General features: G+C 42.7%; 13 protein-coding genes. 6 read left to right on the forward strand and 7 right to left on the reverse strand.

The annotated features are described in order from the left end of the window. Positions 1–40: 40 nt before the first annotated feature. Positions 41–1,444: a PTS system trehalose-specific EIIBC component gene (treP, locus tag IEW76_RS06855; RefSeq protein WP_188652158.1), complete on the reverse strand. Its 1,404-nt coding sequence runs from the start codon at positions 1,442–1,444 to the stop codon at positions 41–43. Positions 1,445–1,637: 193 nt separating this feature from the next. Here treP and IEW76_RS06860 point away from each other — a divergent pair, with 193 nt between their 5' ends. The 3 genes from IEW76_RS06860 (at position 1,638) to IEW76_RS06870 (ending at position 3,932) form a co-directional block, all read left to right on the forward strand. Beyond that, the gene (locus tag IEW76_RS06860) at positions 1,638–2,009 is read left to right on the forward strand and encodes a thiol-disulfide oxidoreductase DCC family protein (RefSeq protein ID WP_188652160.1); all 372 of its coding nucleotides are present in this window, start codon (positions 1,638–1,640) and stop codon (positions 2,007–2,009) included. Between the two features lie 201 nt (positions 2,010–2,210). Continuing rightward, a complete protein-coding gene (locus IEW76_RS06865) occupies positions 2,211–3,104 on the forward strand; it encodes a 3-hydroxyacyl-CoA dehydrogenase (protein WP_188652162.1) in 894 nt (297 codons plus the stop codon). Positions 3,105–3,494: 390 nt separating this feature from the next. Next, positions 3,495–3,932 (forward strand): hypothetical protein, encoded by a 438-nt coding sequence (locus IEW76_RS06870; RefSeq protein ID WP_188652164.1) that lies wholly within the window; start codon positions 3,495–3,497, stop codon positions 3,930–3,932. Positions 3,933–4,575: 643 nt separating this feature from the next. Here IEW76_RS06870 and IEW76_RS06875 read toward each other — a convergent pair. Continuing rightward, positions 4,576–5,310 (reverse strand): alpha/beta fold hydrolase, encoded by a 735-nt coding sequence (locus IEW76_RS06875; RefSeq protein ID WP_188652166.1) that lies wholly within the window; start codon positions 5,308–5,310, stop codon positions 4,576–4,578. Positions 5,311–5,435: 125 nt separating this feature from the next. Between IEW76_RS06875 and IEW76_RS06880 the strand changes: the two genes are divergently transcribed. The 3 genes from IEW76_RS06880 (at position 5,436) to IEW76_RS06890 (ending at position 8,487) form a co-directional block, all read left to right on the forward strand. Next, on the forward strand, positions 5,436–6,092 hold the full coding sequence (locus IEW76_RS06880) for a CPBP family intramembrane glutamic endopeptidase (RefSeq protein ID WP_188652168.1): 657 nt from the start codon (positions 5,436–5,438) through the stop codon (positions 6,090–6,092). Between the two features lie 132 nt (positions 6,093–6,224). After that, the gene (locus IEW76_RS06885) at positions 6,225–7,235 is read left to right on the forward strand and encodes an oxidoreductase (protein ID WP_188652170.1); all 1,011 of its coding nucleotides are present in this window, start codon (positions 6,225–6,227) and stop codon (positions 7,233–7,235) included. 130 nt (positions 7,236–7,365) lie between these two features. After that, on the forward strand, positions 7,366–8,487 hold the full coding sequence (locus IEW76_RS06890) for an NADH-dependent flavin oxidoreductase (RefSeq protein WP_188652172.1): 1,122 nt from the start codon (positions 7,366–7,368) through the stop codon (positions 8,485–8,487). 220 nt (positions 8,488–8,707) lie between these two features. Here IEW76_RS06890 and eno read toward each other — a convergent pair whose 3' ends face one another. From eno to gap, 5 genes are all read right to left on the reverse strand, one after another. Then, the gene (gene eno / locus IEW76_RS06895) at positions 8,708–9,994 is read right to left on the reverse strand and encodes a phosphopyruvate hydratase (RefSeq protein ID WP_188652174.1); all 1,287 of its coding nucleotides are present in this window, start codon (positions 9,992–9,994) and stop codon (positions 8,708–8,710) included. A 17-nt stretch (positions 9,995–10,011) separates the two neighbouring features. Then, positions 10,012–11,559: a 2,3-bisphosphoglycerate-independent phosphoglycerate mutase gene (gpmI, locus tag IEW76_RS06900; RefSeq protein ID WP_188652176.1), complete on the reverse strand. Its 1,548-nt coding sequence runs from the start codon at positions 11,557–11,559 to the stop codon at positions 10,012–10,014. After that, on the reverse strand, positions 11,552–12,313 hold the full coding sequence (gene tpiA / locus IEW76_RS06905; protein ID WP_036782302.1) for a triose-phosphate isomerase: 762 nt from the start codon (positions 12,311–12,313) through the stop codon (positions 11,552–11,554). Before tpiA ends, gpmI begins: the two co-directional genes overlap by 8 nt. 16 nt (positions 12,314–12,329) lie before the next feature. Then, on the reverse strand, positions 12,330–13,514 hold the full coding sequence (locus IEW76_RS06910; RefSeq protein WP_188652311.1) for a phosphoglycerate kinase: 1,185 nt from the start codon (positions 13,512–13,514) through the stop codon (positions 12,330–12,332). Positions 13,515–13,794: 280 nt separating this feature from the next. Next, positions 13,795–14,802, reverse strand: a complete 1,008-nt coding sequence (gap, locus tag IEW76_RS06915; protein WP_036782300.1) for a type I glyceraldehyde-3-phosphate dehydrogenase — start codon at positions 14,800–14,802, stop codon at positions 13,795–13,797. Between the last annotated feature and the right edge of the window lie 35 nt (positions 14,803–14,837).

A 14,837-nucleotide genomic window follows, 5' to 3' on the forward strand; every position in this document is an offset into this window, starting at 1 on the left:
CAATAGCAACCGGGTGTGGTCGGCTGCTAACAGGTCTTTTTTATATTTTTTTACGTTTTGCCAATAAATACGTTACTACAAATGGAACGATGATGACAATCGCCATTCCAATAATAAATGAGATCCAGTCCTGATTTTGAATCGAAACAATCCCTGGTACGCCTCCAACTCCGATTGAGTTCGCTCGTACACTCTGAATTGTAATATACATACCTGCAATGGCTGAGGACACAAGCGCAGCGATAAACGGGAATTTGTAACGAAGGTTAACCCCGAACAGTGCAGGCTCTGTGATTCCTAACCAAGCTGAAACACCTGAAGAAACGGATAACCCTTTTAAGTTTTCGTTCTTCGAAGCTAACCATACGCCAAATGCCGCGGAACCTTGTGAGATGTTGGATAGTGCAAGAATCGGCCATAAGAATGTAGATCCTGTGCTACCAATTAATTGAACGTCTACAGCAAGGAACGTGTGGTGCATTCCAGTTACAACGAGTAATGGATAAAGCGCTCCGTATAACAAACCACCTACAGCCGCAAACTGATCAAACGTCCAAACTAAACCGTCTGTAATCGTGTTACCTAGTGCAAACATAAGCGGTCCAATTGCGATAAATGTTAGGAAACCTGTTACTAGTAAGGCAACCGGTCCAACAATAAGCAACTGAATAGAATCTGGAATGCGGTTACGTAAGAATACATCAATTTTCGCTAATACATAAGAAGCTAACAGTACCGGAAGAACCTGACCTTGATAACCGATTTTTTCAACTTCTAGGCCTAATAGGTTCCAAGTTGGAACTCTTCCTTCTTTAACAGCATTTCCGTAATCCCAAGCATTTAAAAGATCTGGGTGTACAAGCATTAAACCAAGTACAATACCGAGTAGCGGATTTCCGCCAAATTTCTTAACCGCTGACCAACCAATCAAACCTGGCAAGAACACAAAGGCGGTATTTGCAATTAAGTTGATAATACTTGCGAGGTCCGCCCATTGTGTATGAACTTCAATAAGAGATTGATCTTCATAGAAGATTCCAGATTGTGCAAGAATGTTGTGAATACCCATTAGAAGACCAGCTGTAACAATCGCCGGCAAGATCGGAATAAAGATATCCGCTAACGTTTTAATCGCTTTTTGAAGCGGATTCATTTTTTCAGAAGAAGCTTGCTTCACATCATCTTTACTCGCTTCACCTACGCCTAAACCAACCATTTCTTTATAAACCTTATCCACAGTCCCTTGTCCGATGACAACTTGGAACTGCCCGTTCGTAGAGAACGATCCCTTAACCGCTTCCAATTTTTCTAATTCTTCTTGATTGACTTTGCTTTCGTCATACAAAGACAAACGTAAACGAGTCACGCAGTGTGTAGCTGCTTGTATATTATCTTGACCACCTACGTGCTCAATAATTTGTTGAGCTTGCTTTTTTAAGTTCATAGTGATCCCCTCTCCCACTATAATTTGTTCATCTATAAAAACGCTTTCTTAATAACTTGTATATACATGATAGCGCATCCAACTAGATTTGTATATACATCTGTTTATTTTCAGAATATTTTATTTGTAGAAACAAATAAGGATGTTTACGATCAAGAGGACGGGTGTAAAGTATGAAAAAGGAGATGATTGTATGAGGCATCTTGTGTTCTATGATGCGCAATGTCCATTTTGTTACCATGTAAAACTTGTGCTTAGAAAATTAGATTGGTTTAAAAAAGTAGATTGGGTATCCGTTCAGGAGGTTGATGAACACCCTGGCCAATATCCGTACTTACAATACCGTGATATCTATGATGAAATCCATATGCTGACCTCTTCAGGTAGTTTAAAAGAAGGCTATTATGCTATTCGCCGCTTACTTGCAGCTCTACCCTTAACTGTTCCAATTAGCCTGCTTCTTTATATTCCATTCGCAGACCGTCTCGGCTCTCCACTCTATAAATGGTTTTCACGCCACCGCTACCAGTGGTTCGGTCAATATGACGAACCCCGTTATGCTTAAAGTGGTTGCTTTTATGTAACTTAGTAGAAGAAATTTGGAGGGAGAGGAAGATCAAAATGGTCCTCTCCCTCCAACATTTTCAGTACTTTTTATTCCAATTTTTTCTATACAAACAGAGGATCGCCCCGTTTTTTATCGAATATGTAAAAAGAATCCATAAAAATGGTTCACATGACTTGATGAATAAGGAGGAATAAAAAGATGGATTATAAACATATTACGATTGCGGGCGGTGGCGTGTTAGGAAGCCAAATTGCTTTTCAGTCCGCTTTTTTCGGGTTTGAGGTTACGGTATACGATATTACTGAAGAAGCGTTAGAGGAAGCAGATAAGCGGTTTAAAACGTACAAAGGGATCTATCAAAAGGATATGAAAGCTACTAATGAACAAGTAGACAATACATATAAACGAATAAGCATGTCAACAGACCTTGCTGAAGCAGTGAAGAATGCTGATTTAGTTGTGGAGGCGATCCCTGAAGTAGTCTCGATTAAAGAAGAATTTTACACCAAGTTGGGTAAGGTAGCACCTGAGAAAACGGTCTTCGCTTCGAATTCCTCAACTTTCTTACCTAGTCAATTCGCAGAATTCACAGGACGCCCTGAAAAATTCTTAGCGCTCCATTTTGCTAATGAAATTTGGAGGAATAACATCGGAGAAGTAATGAAGCATGAAGGCACAGAAGAAAAGCATTTCAACGATCTACTAGAGTTCGCTGGCGCAATCGGTATGGTACCCATTCCGATCTATAAAGAACAACCAGGATACATCCTAAATTCCCTATTAGTCCCTTTACTATCTGCCGCTCAGAGCTTACTCATTAAAGGAGTATCAGACCCTGAGACCATCGATAAAACATGGGTCATTTCAACAGGAGCCCCAGTAGGTCCTTTTGCTTTCTTAGACATTATCGGCCTTCACACACCGTACAATTTGCAAAAAGCAAAAGGAGACGCCGGAGATGAAGAAGCAGCTAAAATTGCCGAATACTTAAAGACCGAATTCATCGACAAAGGCCACACCGGCAAACTCGCAGGCAAAGGCTTTTATGAATACCCAAACCCTCGTTATTTAGAGGAAGATTTCTTAAAATAAGAGGATCAAAAAGAGAGAAGCATCATGCTTCTCTCTTTTCTTATACCTACACTTTGTTAAAGTGTGATGGTGTCGTGGATATTATCTTCGTGACCGTTCAGCCCCGTTAACGCCAGGGCTTGCTCGGGGACTGCGAGACTCCCGCGGGGGAAGGAGCCTAGGGAAGACCCCACAGAGAGCGACAGCGAACGAGGAGGCTTCCCAGCTCCCCGCAGGAAAGCGAGTTGTCCCCGAGCAAGCCTAAGCACTCATCAAACATAACGGTCTCTTCCCGCTAAAGTATCTCATCTTGATTACTAAAGGATGAATGACGACAACCCCCGGTGGCACAATACTTTTATAGAATGTTATAATGACACGTATAACAATAAAAGAATACCTGGAGGCTTTATGCTTACATTTGAAGAAAAACTAGAGATTATAGAATCTTTTCCCGAATTAACGCGAAACGACGTATCCCTTGGACGCGTGAATTTCCACTATGAAGAAAGCGTAATGGACAAGAAAAACGTTGTCTATCACCTGCATCCTAATGGAAACGGCTTTGTATTCGGTTATTATATTGATGGTGTTGAGACAGATGACCGCGGTATGGTGAACATTCGCGACTTCTCCAAAGAAGACATCAAGGCAATTGTTCGCGATGCCATTGACTCTCTATCCCAACCTGACCAAGAAACGTGGGTAAACGATGAAGGGCATACATTAGCGCTTGTCTTCGATTTTGATCTATGGAATATCTATGCTGGTGACATGCTAGACGGTACTTTCCCGACCTATGCAGCAGCAACAGACTACCTTGAACAAGAAGGTTTCGAACGCAAATAAAATGCTATACAAAATAGAAAGGTGCGTGTACCTCTTAAAGTGGTACACGCACCTTTTTATTTTGCTCTCTTCATGTTTATTGTTGATTTTCATTTATTCCATACAAGCCCCTTATGTGGAAGACTCGAAGTTGAGAGAATGCCTCCGTTTTCCAAAATTGAGAATAAGGTGGTTCGGGAAATCACTCGCTTTCCGCGGCGAGCTGGGAAGCCTCCTCGTTCGCTTCGCTCTCTGTGGGGTCTCCCCTAGGCTCCTACTGCCGCAGGAGTCTCGCAATTTCCCGAACCACCTCTGCCATATATGAGGGAACGGAGGCATGCCACATATGAGAGGGTAGTTTGTTGAAGCCCCGCTACGCTCGAGCTAAGGGGACGTTATACGACTTCTGATAAGAGGTGTCTGGGGAACGGGGAGACTCCTGCGGGAGAAAGAGGTAGACGAGACCCCGCAGGGTGGGTTTCCCGAGGAGGCTCGACAGCTCGCCCGCGGAAAGCGAGTCGTTCCCCAGACACCTCTACCACTCAATAAAAGTAACGTCCCCACTCACAATAAAGTGTCTCAGTTTCGAGTCTTCAACAATCCTACCCTAATCTTGCACAAGCTTGTTATATAGATTAACAACATTAAACTTTAACAGAGCCTTTTATTTAGAAAGCCATTCAGATATAAGTTCAGTTGTCTGATCAAGCTGCTGTTCTGCCGTAATGGTCGCCTCTTGGTCTCCTTCTTGAAAGCCATAACTTCCAAATTGACCATGATTCGCTCCGTCGAGTTCTATAAATTGATGATCCTCAGGGGCATATGCCTTCCCCTCTACGTACTTATCACGATTCATCACACCATCTTTACCACCCGTTATCGACAAGAAAGACAAATTTGATTCACTTAGGTCGCCAACTTCATCGGGATAAGCAGCTAATAAGAAAACACCATCTAAGTCCTCTTCATGTTCTGCGGCGTACCTGGTGGCCATTGCCCCACCTAACGAATGGCCTCCAATAACGTAGGAGCGATTAGGATCTTTTTGAATGACTTCATTCGCTTTGTCCTGAGCTAGGACAGCCAAATTCAAAGGCATCTTAAAAATATATGTAGCGTATCCCTCTTCAGCGAGTTGATGTGCTAGAGGAGCATAGCTCTTTGGCTCAACTAAACCTCCAGGATAGAAAAGGATCGTTTCTTTTTCCGCTTGATCTGGTATGAAAGAGATCCATTCCTTTTTATCTTTGATCGAGATTTCTTCCGTTCGAGTCAGTGCCTGGAGTGCTCTTTCATTCGGTTCATAAGGCTGCAAATAGACGTATCCTGTAATTCCAATTGCCACTACTAAAACTCCAACAACCAGTAAAATCTTTTTCCACCACTTCCACTTTCTCATTGCTCCACCTACTCTGTGATGTTTTATATCTAGCTTATCACACAACTATTGCATCATTGTTAAACGAGACATTATCGTTTAAAATAACATTAAAAGTGTAAAATGTAACTTTAGGGAGTGGTGTAATGAATCAAACTAAAGTGGTAGTGATGCTCTCCTTCCTTACCTGTCTATTCCTTTATGGGTTCGAACAAGGAATTGGTGTTCCTTACATTGTAAAAACTGCTGGTAAGCTTGTGTTATTTATCGGAATCCCTTTAATCTTTTACAAGTCCTTCCTCCCCCCTCACTTAAAAAGGAGAAAAGAAACTTGGAAAGACCCATTACTGTTTGCAACACTATCTTTCTTTTCTATTCTCATTGCTTACTGGCTGACTAAAGATATGATTGATTTCATTGAAATCAAGTCTTATCTCGAAATGGATCTTGGTATAACACCTGTAACCTTCTATGCTGTTGGAATATACATTATACTTGGGAATTCATGGGTAGAGGAATGGTTCTTCCGTGGGTTTATTTTTCAAAACCTTTTATTTCACGGAAAGAAACGGCTCGGATATCTGTATTCTTCAAGTCTTTTTGCTTTGTACCACCTCGCTAGTATTCAAGGGTGGTTCTCGCTCCCACTAACCATCCTCGTCCTAATCGGGTTATTCGCTATCGGTTTGATTTTCTGTTTCTTAACAGAAAGAACGGGCACCTACAAAGGCTCATGGGTCGTCCACATGATTGCTGACTTGGCTATTATCATGGTTGCTTTACATGCATTTGGATGGTATTAAATCATAGATTTAGACTATAACATTCAATAAGTTTAACGTAATAAAGTATAGCTACGCCTCTTTTTCCCATCGCTCCTTTTTGTGCTAGAGTATATAGGAAACGGAAACCTACATACATTGGAGTCGATTACTATGAAACCTATAAAAACCGGATTAATTGGATATGGTCTGTCAGGGCAAGTCTTCCATGCACCATTCCTTCAATCTATGCCGGAATTTGAACTTACAACCGTATCTACATCTAAAAAGGAGAAAGCAGAACAAGATCTTGGGCAGATTCACATTACACCTACGCCCGATGCCCTCATACAAGATAACGACATAGAGCTTATTATTATTACTGCTCCAAATGAGTATCACTTTCCTCTTGCAAAAGCAGCACTAGAATCAGGAAAACACGTCGTTATCGAGAAACCTTTCGTCGTTCATAGCCATGAAGGGAAAGAATTACTTCAAATTGCCGAGGCAAATAATCGATTGCTCAGCCCTTTCCATAACAGGCGATGGGATAATGATTTTCTTACAGTGAAGAAATTGATTGAAGGCAATGCTCTTGGAGATGTGACTAGCTACGAAGCTCACTTTGACCGATATCGCCCTCACGTACGCGACAGGTGGAGAGAGAAAGATGTACCTGGCGCTGGTATTTTGTATGACTTAGGCGCTCATCTAATTGATCAGGCTCTTCATCTATTTGGTTCACCAGCACAAGTTCAAGGGATTGCTAGAGCTCAACGTGAAGGAGCAGAGGTGGATGATTACTTTCACCTATTATTAGACTATAATGCTTTACAAGTCATCCTCCATTCTAGTTCTCTCGTAAGAGCAACAGGACCCAAATTTCAAGTCCACGGTACAAAAGGAAGCTTTATTAAATATGGGACAGATCCTCAAGAAAATCAGCTTAGAGAGGGAATGTTACCGAATCAGTTCGGGTGGGGTGTTGACTCTGAAGAGAACTACGGTATATTAACAAATGACGAACACCCAGATGGAATCCGTGTCCCAACAGAAAAAGGAAGCTATGAATCGTATTATAAGCAGTTAGCTGCAGCGATCCGGAATGAAAAGCAACTCCCGGTAACTGGACAAGAAGGACTGAACGTTATCCAAATTATCGAGGATATCTTGCATTCATCCTAACTCTAGTATCGTTTTATAACCGATTGGCAGATGCACTTTAAAAGACAACGGTTTTTGTTGCGTGATAAACTGATCATGTTCTTAAATTGAGATTCTCAAATAATAAGGAACATATCAAGGAGGCAAAATCATGAGTGATCGTAAATATATGTTTGAATCCTATCAGTTACCATCAGGCGTAACATTGAAAAACCGCGTGCTATTAGCTCCAATGACAAACTTCTTATCAAATGATGATGGAAGTGTATCTGATAAAGAACTTGAATATTACAAACGCCGTTCAGGAGGCGTTGGCGCAGTCATTACGGCTTGTGCAAATGTGAACGAATACGGAAAAGGATTTGATGGGGAGATCGGTGCACATCGAGATGATTTAATCCCAAGTCTTCGTAAATTAGCCGATGCCATTCACGAGAAAGGATCCAAAGCGATTCTACAAATCTTCCATGGTGGTCGTATGTGCCCACCACATCTTATTCCAAATGAAGATGTGGTCAGTGCGAGTGCGGTAGCTGCACTTCGCCCGAACTCTCCAACTCCAAGGGAAATGACAGAAGAAGAAATCCAGCAAACGATTGCTGATTTCGGCTCAGCGACACGTCGCGCAATTGAAGCTGGTTTTGACGGAATTGAAATTCACGGAGCGAACACGTATCTCTTACAACAATTCTTCTCTCCTCACTCCAACCGACGTGATGACCAGTGGGGCGGATCAGTGGAAGACCGCATGAACTTCCCTCTTGCCGTAGTTGAATCTGTGAAGGCAGCTGTCGCTGAACATGCTAAGGATGAGTTCGTAGTAGGATACCGTCTATCACCAGAAGAACGCGAAGAACCTGGTATTACAATGGACGACACGCTACAGCTTGTAGATGTGCTAGCTAAACAAGATCTAGATTACCTGCATATCTCACTTTCTAGCTTTAACCAAGGTTCTATGCGCGACGAGAACGATACACGTCCTCGTATCGACTTAATTCAAGAACGTGTTGGCAGCATCATCCCTGTAATGGGTGTCGGTAGCCTTCATACAGCAGATGATGTAGAAGCAGCCCTTGCAAAAGTTCCAATGATTTCTCTAGGACGTGAAATGCTAATGGAACCAGATTGGGTAGAAAAAGTAGCTAAAGGTGAAGAAGACCAAATCCGTACCGCAATGAAATTGAATCAACAAGAAGAACTAGCGATTCCAGAACCAATGTGGACGAAAATCTTAAACGTACCAAACTGGTTCCCTAAAGAAGAAGAGTAAATTCTATATATTATTTACACCAAAGAGCTGTCCCCTACTGGAGACAGCTCTTTTTATCCAATACTCACTTTATTGCTATATAGTCATAAAGCGTGCCAGACACCCTTTACCTCTCTACAGCACTGCAGGGTGCCTGGCACGCTTTAGCCCTTTAGAGTGGTATATAGCATAAAAAAGCCCCTTCATTCGGCCGAATGAAGGGGCTTTTGTTTAGAACCTATTATTTGTTTAGGTTGTAGAATGCGTTTTTACCAGCGTATACTGCTGTACCAGCTAGTACGTCTTCGATGCGTAGAAGTTGGTTATACTTCGCTACGCGATCTGTACGAGATGGAGCACCTGTCTTGATTTGACCAGCGTTTGTCGCAACAGCGATGTCAGCGATTGTAGAGTCTTCTGTTTCACCAGAACGGTGAGAGATAACTGCTGTGTAACCAGCTTCTTTCGCCATTTCGATTGCTTGGAATGTCTCTGTAAGTGTACCGATTTGGTTCACTTTGATAAGGATAGAGTTTGCGATGCCTTCAGAGATTCCGCGGCTTAGTTTGTTTGTGTTTGTAACGAATAGGTCGTCACCAACAAGTTGAACACGGTCGCCGATACGCTCTGTAAGAAGTTTTGTACCTTCCCAGTCGTTTTCGTCTAGGCCGTCTTCGATTGAGATGATTGGGTATTTGTTAACAAGCTCTTCATACCAGTCAACCATTTCTTCAGACGTACGAGTTACACCTTCACCTTTAAGGTTGTACTTGCCATCTTCATAAATTTCAGAAGATGCAACGTCCATTGCAAGTTGAACTTCTTCGCCTGGCTTGTACCCAGCTTCTTCGATTGCTTCGATGATTGTAGATAGTGCTTCTTCGTTAGAACCTAAGTCAGGAGCAAATCCACCTTCATCACCTACACCAGTGTTGTAGCCTTTGTTCTTAAGAACTTTCTTAAGAGAGTGGAAGATTTCTGCGCCCATACGTAGAGCTTCTTTGAATGTTGGAGCTCCAACAGGCATAACCATGAACTCTTGAATGTCCACGTTGTTATCTGCGTGCTCACCACCGTTAAGGATGTTCATCATTGGTGTTGGAAGTTTCTTCGCGTTGAATCCGCCAAGGTATTGGTATAAAGGAATACCAAGGTAGTCAGCTGCAGCGCGAGCTACTGCCATAGATACACCAAGAATTGCGTTCGCACCAAGGTTACCTTTGTTTTCAGTACCGTCTAGTTCGATCATTAGTTCATCAATGATCACTTGACGAGTTGCGTCGAAACCAAGGATTTCTGGAGCGATTTTTTCGTTAACGTTTTGAACAGCTTGAGATACACCTTTACCAAGGTAGCGATCTTTGTCACCGTCACGTAGTTCTACTGCTTCGTATTCACCAGTAGATGCACCACTTGGAACAAGTGCTGAACCGAAAGCACCAGATTCCGTATATACTTCTACTTCAACTGTTGGGTTACCACGGGAGTCTAAGACTTCGCGTGCGTATACGTCCGTAATATATGGCATGGTTATTTCTCTCCTTTTTATTGATCAGATTTTTTAATTAACGTTTCGCCTGTCATTTCTTTAGGCTGATCGACTTGTAGTAAGTCTAATAACGTTGGGGATAAGTCACCTAAAATGCCGCCTTCACGAAGCTCAAGGCCATCTTTCGTCACGATTACAGGTACATCATTTGTTGTGTGAGCTGTCATCGCTTTACCTTCAGAATTCGTTACTTCGTCAGCGTTACCGTGGTCAGCTGTAATGATCGCATGTCCACCTTTTTCAGTGATCTTATCAATGATTTTACCTAAACATTCGTCCACTGTTTCGATCGCTTTAATAGTAGGCTCTAGCATACCACTGTGACCGACCATGTCAGGGTTTGCGAAGTTTAAGATAATCGCGTTGTGCTTGTCTGCATCTAGCTCTTGTAGAAGAGCATCTGTTACTTCATAAGCACTCATTTCAGGTTGTTCATCATACGTTGAAACCTTAGGAGAATCGATTAGGATTCGTTCTTCCCCTTCGAATTCTTCCTCACGTCCACCGCTCATGAAGAACGTTACGTGTGGATATTTTTCCGTCTCAGCAATACGAAGCTGCTTCATGTTGTTCTGTGCTAATACTTCCCCTACTGTGTTATCCAGGTTAACGGGTTTGTACGCAACGAAACCGTCGACTGTTTCGCTGAATTTCGTAAGCATCACAAAATGAGTGTTCTTCGGTGCTTTCTCACCACGCTCAAATTCACGGAAGTCTTCGTTAGCGAAGGTACGTGAAATTTGGATGGCGCGGTCTGGACGGAAGTTATAGAAAATAATCGCGTCTTCATCTTCAACAGTTGCACGAGGGTTACCCGCATCGTCTGTCATAACAGATGGAAGAACGAATTCGTCATAGATATCATTCGCGTAAGAATCATCTACTAACTCAATTGGATCCTGGTACGTTGGACCTTCGCCGTATACCATTGCGCGGTAGGCCTTCTCCACGCGGTCCCAGCGTTTGTCACGGTCCATGGAATAATAGCGGCCGGATAGAGTCGCGATCTCACCGACACCTAGTTCATCCATTTTGTTCTGCAGGGCTTCAATATATTGTTTTGCAGATTTCTGGCCTACGTCACGTCCATCTAAGAATCCGTGAACATAGACTTTCTCTACTCCGCGGTTTTTCGCCATTTCAAGAAGGGCATATAAATGCTCAATATGACTGTGAATTCCACCGTCAGACAGAAGTCCAAATAGGTGTAAAGCTTTGTCATTTTCTTTAGCATGTTCCATAGCTTCGATGAAGCGCTCGTTCTCGAAGAAGTCGCCTTCACGAATGGACATATTTACACGAGTTAGGCTTTGGTAAACCACACGACCTGCACCAATATTTAAGTGACCTACTTCAGAGTTCCCCATTTGGCCTTCAGGAAGGCCAACCGCTTCACCTTTTGCTGTAAGCGTTGTATGTGGGTACTGTTCCCAAAGACGATCAAAGTTTGGTGTGTTCGCTTGTTTTACAGCATTACCGTATTCCTCGTCACGCATGCCGTAACCATCTAAGATGATTAACGCAGCTAGGTTTTGATTACTCATGTTTACCTGCCTCCACTAGAGATAAGAAAGAATCAGGTTGTAAGCTTGCGCCGCCTACTAGAGCACCATCAATATCAGACTGAGACATAAGCTCGTCAACGTTAGCTGGTTTTACGCTACCGCCGTATTGAATACGAATCGCTTCTGCTGGCTCACTGCCTGCAAATTCGTTAACGACTTTACGGATAGAAGCACACATTGCGTTTGCATCTTCAGCTGTAGCTGTTTTACCAGTGCCAATCGCCCAAATAGGCTCATAAGCAATGATGACATCTTTAACTTGTTCATTTGTAAGGTCTTTAAGAGCAGCTTTCACTTGTGTCTCTACTACAGATTCAGCTTCGCCGTTTTCACGTTGCTCATCTGTTTCACCTACACAAACAATTGGTACTAGGTTGTGTTTGAATGCAGCGTGTGTCTTTTTGTTTACTGTTTCGTCTGTTTCAGCAAACATTTCACGACGCTCAGAGTGACCAAGAACAACATACGTTACGCCAAGGTCTTTAAGCATTTCAGGGCTAACTTCGCCTGTGAATGCTCCACTCTCTTCAAAGTGCATGTTCTGCGCACCAATTTTAAGATCTGTGCCTTCTGCTTGCTGAACAAGCGTTGGAAGATAAGGGAAAGGTGCTACAACAACAGATTCAACTTGATCGTAAGAAGGTACTTGACCTTTTACATCGTCAACGAACTGTGTAGCCTCGCCCATTAGCTTGTTCATTTTCCAGTTACCTGCAATGACTTGTTTACGCATACTGTCACCTCACCTATTATTTATCGTTTAATGCTACTACGCCTGGAAGATCTTTACCTTCCATAAACTCTAATGATGCACCGCCACCTGTGGAGATGTGGTCCATTTGATCTGCATAACCGAACTTCTCAACAGCAGCAGCAGAGTCACCGCCACCGATTACAGAATAACCTTCTGTTTGTCCAAGAGCTTCAGCAACGCCTTTTGTACCATTAGCGAATGTTTCAAGCTCGAAAACGCCCATTGGGCCGTTCCAGATTACTAGCTTAGAGTTTTTCACGATGTCAGCGTATAATTCAACCGTTTTTGGACCAATGTCCATTGCTTCCCAATCAGCTGGGATGCTATCGATATTAACCACTTGCGTGTTTGCATCGTTAGAGAAATCATCGCCAACGATTACGTCTTGTGGCATATAGAAATTAACGCCTTTTTCTTTAGCTTTTTCCATATATTGCTTCGCAAGATCGATCTTATCTTCTTCAAGAAGAGATTGACCAATTTCGTAGCCTTGAGCTTTCACGAATGTGTAAGCAAGACCGCCGCCGATAATTAAATTATCAACTTTGTCAATTAGGTGATCGATAACGCCGATTTTGTCCTTAACTTTCGCACCACCGATAATAGCAGTGAAAGGACGCTCAGGGTCTTTTAACGCATTACCAAGGACACGTAATTCTTTTTCCATTAAGAAGCCAGCTACTGCTGGAAGGTGTTGAGCAATCCCTTCAGTTGAAGCGTGCGCACGGTGAGCTGCACCGAAAGCATCATTTACATAAAGGTCTGCTAAATTAGCGAATTCCTTCGCAAGTTCTGCGTCGTTCTTTTCCTCACCCGGATAGAAACGAACATTTTCAAGAAGAAGTACATCGCTATTTTCCATTTCCGAAATGGCTTTGTCCACTTCACTTCCGTAAGCTTCATCCGTTTTCGTAACGGTTTGACCAAGTAAGTCACTTAGACGTTTCGCTACTGGATCAAGGCGAAGTTCATCAACGGCTTCCCCTTTAGGACGACCAAGGTGGCTAGCTAAGATTACTTTTGCACCTTGTTCAATTAAATGTTGGATTGTTGGTAACGCTGCACGGATGCGCGTGTCGTCAGTTACTTCACCATCTTGCATAGGTACGTTGAAATCAACGCGGCAGAATACTTTCTGGCCTTTTACTTCTACATCTTGGATGGTTTTTTTCTCATTCACGTTCACGGGATGAGGACCTCCTTTAAAATTTTCCTTGGAATGTGTCTAGCTCCCCTGTATGTACGTTTCCTTATTTTCAAGAAGACAAACGTGTTACAAGGGTTTGATTTAAATCATAAAAAGAGTCAAATGGTAAAAATGTGGTGGGCTTCCATTCTTTTCATGGTTCTATCAAACAAACATCGCAAAGGAGGAGGTTGCTCTCCTCCTGCTCTTTGCGATGGACACTCATAATTTATACGGTTAACAGGAGTTGTTTTCCTGCTTATTTACGAAAAACTTAAAGTCCTTTTTTCGCAAGGTATACAGCTAAGTCTACACAACGGTGAGAATAGCCGCTCTCGTTATCGTACCAAGAAACAACTTTAACCATGTTCTTCTCGATGCTTAGAGTTGAAGCAGCATCAATTGTAGAAGAAGCTGGGTTACCATTGTAGTCGCTAGAAACTAGCTCTTCTTCGCTGTAACCAAGAATACCTTTAAGTTCACCTTCAGCAGCTTCTTTAAGCGCTTGGTTTACTTCTTCTGCTGTAGCATCTGTATCTAGCTCAGCTACAAGGTCAACTAGAGATACGTTAGGTGTAGGAACACGCATAGCCATACCAGTTAGTTTACCTTCCATTTCAGGCATTACTTTAGCTACTGCTTGTGCAGCACCTGTAGTTGTTGGGATGATGTTCTCACCAGCAGCACGCGCACGACGGTAGTCCTTGTGTGGAAGGTCAAGGATTTGTTGGTCGTTCGTGTAAGAGTGGATTGTAGTCATCATACCGCGCTTAAGACCGAATTTGTCGTTAAGAACTTTAGCGTATGGCGCTAAGCAGTTTGTAGTACAAGATGCGTTAGAGATTACATGGTGGCTAGCTGGGTCGTAAGAATCTTCGTTAACACCCATAACTACTGTAAGGTCTTCGCCTTTAGCAGGTGCAGAGATGATAACTTTTTTCGCGCCAGCATCGATGTGTTTTTTAGCATCGTCACGCTGAGTGAAGCGACCAGTAGATTCGATTACGATATCTACACCAAGATCTCCCCAACCAAGGTTAGCAGGGTCACGTTCAGAAAGAACTGTGATCTCTTTACCACCGATTACAAGGTTAGATCCGTTAACTGTTACTTTTTCATCAAGTTGACCGTGTACAGAGTCATACTGAAGAAGGTGAGCAAGCATGTTAGCGTCCGTTAAATCGTTGATCGCTACTACTTCTACCTCGTCGTTTTTAAGAGACGCGCGGAATACGTTACGTCCGATACGTCCGAAACCGTTAATACCAATTCTGATTGCCATGAAAAATTCCTCCTTAAGGTATATAGGTGTTTATT

It is taken from the genome of Pontibacillus salipaludis (genome assembly GCF_014642405.1).
Classification (GTDB): domain Bacteria; phylum Bacillota; class Bacilli; order Bacillales; family BH030062; genus Pontibacillus; species Pontibacillus salipaludis.